The organism is Salinibacter sp., assembly GCF_042218895.1.
In the GTDB taxonomy this organism is placed as follows: domain Bacteria; phylum Bacteroidota; class Rhodothermia; order Rhodothermales; family Salinibacteraceae; genus Salinibacter.
This window is the reverse complement of sequence record NZ_JBDGQQ010000066.1, coordinates 1-7,451: the sequence shown is the minus strand read 5'-3', so window position 1 is coordinate 7,451 and position 7,451 is coordinate 1. Positions and strand designations below refer to the sequence as shown.

General features: G+C 62.5%; 5 protein-coding genes. 1 reads left to right on the top strand and 4 read right to left on the bottom strand.

All coding sequences use genetic code 11. From position 1 onward, the window contains the following. Window positions 1-529 precede the first annotated feature (529 nt). Together ABEL04_RS06740 and ABEL04_RS06735 are read right to left on the bottom strand one after the other, a co-directional pair. The gene (locus tag ABEL04_RS06740) at window positions 530-1,768 is read right to left on the bottom strand and encodes an IS256 family transposase (protein ID WP_375801621.1); all 1,239 of its coding nucleotides are present in this window, start codon (window positions 1,766-1,768) and stop codon (window positions 530-532) included. Window positions 1,769-2,474: 706 nt separating this feature from the next. Beyond that, on the bottom strand, window positions 2,475-2,633 hold the full coding sequence (locus tag ABEL04_RS06735; protein WP_375801620.1) for a hypothetical protein: 159 nt from the start codon (window positions 2,631-2,633) through the stop codon (window positions 2,475-2,477). A gap of 575 nt (window positions 2,634-3,208) precedes the next feature. Between ABEL04_RS06735 and ABEL04_RS06730 the strand changes: the two genes are divergently transcribed. Further along, window positions 3,209-6,556, top strand: a complete 3,348-nt coding sequence (locus ABEL04_RS06730; RefSeq protein WP_375801619.1) for an amidohydrolase family protein — start codon at window positions 3,209-3,211, stop codon at window positions 6,554-6,556. A gap of 215 nt (window positions 6,557-6,771) precedes the next feature. Here the strand turns inward: ABEL04_RS06730 and ABEL04_RS06725 are convergent, their stop codons facing one another. Beyond that, window positions 6,772-7,134: a hypothetical protein gene (locus ABEL04_RS06725; protein ID WP_375801618.1), complete on the bottom strand. Its 363-nt coding sequence runs from the start codon at window positions 7,132-7,134 to the stop codon at window positions 6,772-6,774. A gap of 51 nt (window positions 7,135-7,185) precedes the next feature. Further along, window positions 7,186-7,451 (bottom strand): hypothetical protein (locus ABEL04_RS06720; protein ID WP_375801617.1); only part of this gene is annotated, 266 nt, incomplete at its 5' end.

The following is a 7,451-nucleotide window of genomic DNA, read 5'->3' as shown; positions in this document are numbered from 1 at the left end:
ACTGCTGGAGTTCGCCGAGAACCTCTTCCCCGACCCAAAGGGTGCGATCCTTCGCTCCTTTGCCTTCCCGGACCGAGAGTTTCCCGCTCATGAGATCGACGTGCTCCGGGCGAAGCGCTGTTGCTTCCGAGGCCCGCAGCCCGGCTTTGAGGTGAAAGTAAGAGGTAGGCGCGTAAAACCCTCACAGGTACCTGTCTCCAGGCCGTTTCCTACCCCTCCTTCCCGAACCGGACGTACTGTTTTCGCAGTGTCTCGGCTCTCTATGGAATCTCAAAGGCATGATGCCTCACTTTCGTATTCCGCGCCTACAACCTGGCCCCATTCAGGGCCATTTTCCTCCCTCTACCTTCCTCAAGGGTAGGCTTCTATCTTCAGGGTGCATGAAGCCCCTACCTCCTACCGTGATCCTAACACTCGCAGCATTGGGTTTTTCGGTGCGGGCCTATTACTTATGTCGATTCCACTATCTACCTTCGGCGTAAATGCAAACTTAGTTGAAACGGGGTGAGCAGGAGTCCTTCTCTCCGGCTTATTCGTCGTTGGATATTGCTTCTTTCAGCGCCTCCCTGAGCCTGGGTAGATCGTCGTAGCCGTCGAGCCGACGGAATCCATCTTCCGCCTCCATCAGGGCTACGGCCATCCATTGGTGCCGCTGTGGAGAGTGATGCCAACGCTTCACGTTGTCGATATAGCCGTCCACATCGCCCATCAGACTCTCGATGCAATTGGTGGTTTTCAGGCTCTTTCCCAGCTCATCGAAAAGTCCAAGCCGATGTAGCGTCAGCGTCTCCTCCAGGCCTTCCTGGAGGGAACGTGCCGCCGAGCGGCTCACCTGCTGAAGCTCGGCGTGGAGATCGGTGAGCCGCTCTTTGGCCGCCTCGTAGGTCGTCTCCTGATAGGCCCGCTGAAGCTTCCGTCGCCACTCCTTCTGGTCGGTCTTCGGCAGGTAACCGACGACATTCTTTCGCTTGTGCCACTGGCAGCGCTGAACCTCGGCTCGCTCGCCGAAGACCTCGTCGACGGCCTTGCGCAGGCCCTTGCTGCCGTCGATCACGCAGAGAATACCCTCCTCGAAGGTAAGTCCCCGTCCGATCAGGTCACGAAGCAGCTCGATCACGGGCTCGGCCCGCTCGGTGGTTGCTTGCCTAAACCCGAGCACTTTCTTGTAGCCGGCTTCCGTCACGCCCATGCAGACGATCATCTGTTCTCCAGCAACGCGTTTTCCGTCGATCCAGAGGGCAAGGAAGTTCTCCTCTTCCAGCGAGCGGCTCTCGAACTCCTCAAGCACCTGCTGGGCTCGCTCCTGAAACCGGCGGCTCACCGACGACTGGCTCAGGCCAAATCCATCGACAAACTGACCGGCCACCTGCTTGTAATCCTCCTGCGAGACCCCCAGCATGAGGGCCTTCAGCAGCTCCTCCCCAATCCCAGATCGCTTCATCGCCTGGTAGCTCTCCAGGGGCCGCTCTTCTCCGGTGTCAGTGTCTCGGACGCGCGGCACGTCGATCGGGACCTTCTCGCCGTCGATTCGAATCGAGCCGGGATTGGTGCCCCACCTGCGGAGGCTGTTTCCACTGGACTTGCGGCTGTACCGCTCTCCGGCGAGGTCCTCGACCTCCTCCTCAAGAAGCTGCTTCGCCAGAAGAAGAGCCATGTTCGCGTGATGCTGGATCAGGTGGAGCTTCGTTTCGGGGGGACCGTCGAGGACATCCCGGAGCGCTTCAGGAGTTGGCGTCTCTTCGGCGTCGGTGCTATGTTGAGAATCCATGACAGGGGTTCTTCGTCGGTGAAAGGTTGCTTGCCTATGTGCACCGGGGAAGAACCCCTTCTCTGTTCCGGATTTCAACTAAGGCTGAATATACGCCCTACCTTCGCCAATATCAGTATCTCTAAACTGATTCAAGACTACTATGTAGACTCCGCGCCACCACAAGGTCATTGGCTATCTGGGAGCCTTCTCATTCCGTGTGGTGGGTCTCAAGTTTATAGGTCATTGTAACCCTCCTGAGTAGGGTGGTGCCTTCCAAATTCTCCCTTGTACCCCCGTATAGGAGGCTATCCAAATCGGACACTGGAACCAGGGTAGCGTGTCCTGTGCACCATACCTCGGTGCACCTTAGCAGGCACCTCATGCTACTGCCTGTATATCATTGGCTCGCCCACGTCGTGGACTCCCGGACAAGTGAGTACCCCGATTCTGCTTGGTAACAGTTCCGGTTCCCATAGTGACGGGAATTGTTTTCCCACGCGCTTCTTTGTCTCCTCTTGTAGTAGGTTGAGCGAGGGGTATGCTTTCCCGATGGAAGATAAAAGCACTTACATTGGTATCACCCTTTCAGGTCTTCCGCCTAGGGGAGCAGCTTTGACCCTCCTACTGGGCCTGTCTCCCCCTTCCTGACGCTGATAGTTCACAACGTGTCCCATCACACGTCGCTAAGCGTCGAAGGGCGCAATACCGTCCTGTCGATATTGGTTCAAAGGAACGAATCTGAACCTATAATTTCTTGACTCGCCATGAGCCGCATGAACAGGTAGTCGCGGTGCGGGCCGAAGTATCGCTGGTTCGGCTGGGAGAGAAGCCGGTCGGTTTCTTCCTCGGTGAGGATCTTCGGGAGTGTATCGGGACGAGCCATCGGGCCAGAAGTGGTCCGGAAAGCGGGTCAGGAGGGTGCATTACGGAGAACCCACGTTCGGCCCGATTGTTACGCTTTGCTCTATTTCCGTAACGCATACGCGACCAAACATAGCACCTCCGCCAATCGGTGGAATTACGTAACGCATTCACGACGAACAGCTCCACCGAGTGGGCCAACAGACGAGGAGCATCCTGTAGACTCGATCGGGGCAATCGAAACGTCAGAAGCCAGGGGCTTCGGTTCGTGCTCCGCTACTCCTTGGTCGTCTGGAGCAGACCTGCGTCGGGAGTGACCCCGGATTGGAGCGGCGTCGTGGGCGTCTCGACCTGCGCCTATGCCTTCTCGATCCTAGATCACTCGACCCGAAATCGGAACTCGGGCTCGGCCCTCCGCGCAGTTTCGAGTCGGTGCTGAACGCTCCCTCTGCTGGCCCTTGACGTCATGAGTGTTGCTGCCAAGCAACGCTGCCGTTGGTCTTCTGGGCCTCTATCCGTAGATTAGTGAAAGAACAATTGGGGCGGGAAAATTCCCGAGGATCTCGCTCTCCCCCCGTCCATGCCACCTCTTGCTTGATGCACGACTACCGATTTTTCGTCCTCGCCGGGCTCTTCGTGCTCTACGCCTTCGGAAGTGTCCCGGGCGCCACCGGCCAAACCATCCTGCCCGACACCACCGCCAAAAGCGGGCCCGGCTCGCTGCCCCTGGAGCCCACCCGCACCTTCGAGATGACGGCCTCGGAGGGCTCGTGGCTCTCGGTGGACGTGCACCCGGAGGGCGACACCCTCGTGTTCGGGCTTTTGGGGGACCTCTACGCGCTGTCCCTCGACGGCGGCACGGCCACGCGGATCACAAGCGGCATGGCGTTCGATAGCCAGCCGCGCTACGGGCCGGAGGGAGAGCGGATTGCCTTCGTGTCCGACCGGAGCGGGTCGGAGCAGATCTGGGTCTTGAATCGGGGCGCGAGGGACACGACGCAGATCTCGGGCGGAGACAACCTTCGCTTCCACTCGCCGGAGTGGACGCTAGGCGGCAACTACGTGATCGCCTCGCGCCAAACGAGCCTCGGCGACCCGGCGAAGCCCTGGCTGTACCACGTGGAGGGCGGCACGGGGACGCCGCTCGTGGAAAACCCCGAGGACCTGCGTCTTAGCGGCGCGGCGTTTGGCGAGAACCCTGAGCACGTGTGGTTTGCGCGGCGCTCGGGAGCCTGGGACTACAACGCCATCCTGCCGGAGTACCAGCTCGCTGTCTACGACCGGAAGACCGGCGAGCTTTACGAACGCTCCTCCCGCTTCGGATCGGCCTTTCGGCCCACTCTCTCGCCGAACGGCAAGTGGCTGGTCTACGGCACCCGCCACGATGCGCAGACCGGGCTCCGCATCCGCAACCGGGAGACCGGCGAGGAACGGTGGCTCGCCTACCCTGTGCAGCGCGATGACCAGGAGTCGATTGCGACGCGGGATGTCTATCCTGGCATGAGCTTTACGCCGGACTCGAAGGCCCTCATCGCTTCCTATGGCGGGGAGATTTGGCGCCTCCCCGTCGACGGGGGAGAGCCCTCCAAGATTCCGTTCACGGCGGAGGTAAAGATTCCGATGGGGCCGAAGCTCGACTTCGAGTACCCGATCAAGGACACGCCCCAGTTTACCGCCCGCCAGATCCGCAACGCCGTGCCGTCCCCGAGCGGGGACCGCCTGGCCTTCACCGTGCTCGACCGGCTTTACGTGATGGAGTACCCTGACGGGACCCCCCGGCAGCTTACCGACCAGGACGTCATCCAGGCTCACCCGACCTGGTCGCCAGACGGGCAATCCATTGCCTACGCGGCCTGGTCCGACAAGGGAGAGGGGCACCTGTATCGCGTCCCGGCGTCCGGCGGCACGCCCACCCAGATCACCAAGCGTCCGGCCGTCTACCAGCAGCCGGCGTGGTCGCCCGACGGGGACCGCATCGTGGCGCTTCGAGGGCCCGCTCGCGCCTTTCGCACCGCGACCAGCTCCACCGCCCCGGACGCGTCAGACGACCTCGTGTGGGTGCCTGCGGGCGGCGGATCGGCAACGCAGATCGTGCCGGCGGAGGGGCGTCAGCATCCCCACTTCACAACAAATCCGGATCGGGTTTACGTCTACGGCTCGGAGCAGGGACTTCAATCGATGCGCTTCGACGGCACGGACGTGCGGACGCACCTGAAAGTAAAAGGGCTTCGCGAGCCGCTCAGCACCGATCCGCTTACCGCGTCCCTCGTGCTGATGGGCCCGGGCGGCGACCAGGCCGTAGCCCAGGTGCACAATAGCCTCTATCAAATGGCGGTACCCCTGGTCGGAGAGAAGGCCCCGACGATCACAGTCACCGACCCGTCTGCCGCTTCGGTGCCTGTCCGGAAGCTCACGACCGTCGGGGGGCAGTTTCCGGCGTGGAGCAGGGAGGGGCAGCGCGTGCACTTCTCGGCGGGCAACGCGCATTTTCGGTACGATCTGGCCGCGGCGCGGGCCGCGGAGGATAGCGCAGAGGCGGCCCCGGATTCGCTGGAGAGCGACGAGCCCGCGTACAAGCCCATGGAAACGCGAATCAAGGTGAAGGCGTCCCGCGACATTCCACAGGGAACGGTCGCGCTGCGAGGGGCCCGGGTCATCACGATGGAGGGCGATCAGGTCATCGAGAACGCCGACCTTGTGGTAAAGGGCAATCGAATAGCCGCGGTCGGGGCGCGGGGCACGGTTGAAATTCCCCAGGGCGCGGAGACGATCGACGTCTCAGGCAACACCATCATCCCAGGTTTCGTGGACACTCACGCCCACCTTCGGCCCGCCTGGGGCCTCCACAAAACGCAGGCGTGGCAGTACCTGTCGACCCTCGCCTACGGTGTTACGACGACACGCGACCCGCAGACCAGCACCACCGACGTGCTCACCTATGCCGACAAGGTGCGGAGCGGGCGCATGCTCGGCCCGCGCATCTACTCGACCGGCCCCGGCATCTTTCAGAGCGAGAAGATTGAGAGCCTGGAGGACGCACGCGACGTGCTGCGTCGGTACAGCGACTACTACGACACGAAAACCGTGAAGCAGTACGTGGCCGGCGACCGGGAGCAGCGGCAGTGGATCATCGAGGCGGCCCGCGATCTGAAGCTTATGCCAACCACGGAGGGGGCGCTCGACCTCAAGCTTAATCTCACCCAGATCATCGACGGATACCCCGGCCACGAGCACAGCTTTCCCATCTATCCCCTCTACGAAGACGTCATTGGCCTCACGGCTGAGTCCCAGACGGCCTACACGCCCACCTTGCTTGTGAGCTACGGGGGGCCTTGGGCCGAAAACTATTTCTATACTCGCGAGAACCCGCACGACAATGCCAAGCTGCAGCGCTTCACGCCGCACGCTGAGCTCGATCAGCGAACCCGGCGGCGAGGCGCGGAGGCCGGCGCGGGGCCGGGCGGCTGGTTTATGGAAGAGGAGCACGTGTTCGACGAACACGCCGAGACCCTGACGTCCATCGTCGAGGCGGGCGGGCGAGCGGGGGTCGGGAGCCACGGGCAGCTGCAGGGCCTCGGATACCACTGGGAGCTTTGGGCAATGGCCACCGGCGGGCTCTCCAACCACGAGGCCCTCCGGCTCGCCACCCACACGGGCGCCGACGCAATTGGGCTCGATCAGGACCTCGGATCCATCGCGCCCGGCAAGCTCGCCGACCTCATCGTCCTCCGGAAGAATCCGCTCGAGAACCTCCGCCACACACAGACCATCCGCTACGTCATGAAAAACGGGCGGCTCTACGAGGGCAAGACGCTCAACGAGGTGTACCCGCGTTCCCGCCCGCTTCCAACGATGTGGTGGCAGAGACGAGGTCCCGACGGGGACGTGCCAGGCGTAGAGCGGACCAAAGACGGCGTGTCATTGAACGAGAGTCTTCAGAACTGATCCCTCAGGCCCTGGCCACGGCGGGGGTAGAATCGGAAAGTATCTGAGGCGGCTCCCCCGTCTGCGCGCGTCGTTGATGATACGGTCGAGGCGATGATACGGTCGAGGCGGGCAAGAACCTCGTCGATCAACTGCGGGGGCATCGGCGGGCGACGGAGCGCTGTGATCGGTCTGCGGATCTCCCTGGCCGTATCCCGAAGTCTCTGTGCGTCTTTCTACATGAGAGCGCCCGGTTTATTCGGGGCGGCGCGCTCCCCTCTTGCCATCGCCCGTCGCGGCCCCCGACGGCTAGTTGGGGCGGCCGACCACCACGTACTGGTGGGACAGGCCCAAGTCGCGAACACTCGCCGCGAGCCCCCCGCCTCGAGTTCTTGGACGACAGCCTGTGGATTCAGGCGATGCTTCTTGGGCGGGCCCATGGGCGCATCCTTCTCAAAGTCGATCACCCAGATGGAGCCCCCGTTCGTCAACCGTCCAGCGAGATGCTCGGCGTAGGCCTCTCGGTTCGGGATGTGGTGCCAGGTGTTGACCGTCAGAATGCGGTTGACCGACGACGGAGGGAGTTCATACCGACGCACGCGGTCTTGGAAAGAACAGCGTCAATCGGAATAGGAAAATTCGCACGGGGGCTACTCCTCTCCGATCCGAATCGGCTCGTACTCCTCAAAGAACGAGGGGTTGGCCTGCTCGACGGCCTGGCGGTAGTCGGCCCACTCGGTGTTGAAGAAGGCGTTGACCTCATCGAGGGCGACCCGGAGCCGCTGCTCGGCGCGTTCGAGGGCGATGCGGTCCGTTTCGTCCGGGCCGTCGTCCTCGGTGCCGAGATAGAAGCCGACCCGCCCGAGCCGCGGTCCGGCGACGGTCGGATCGGTCCGGATGCCCTCGTAATCCTTCG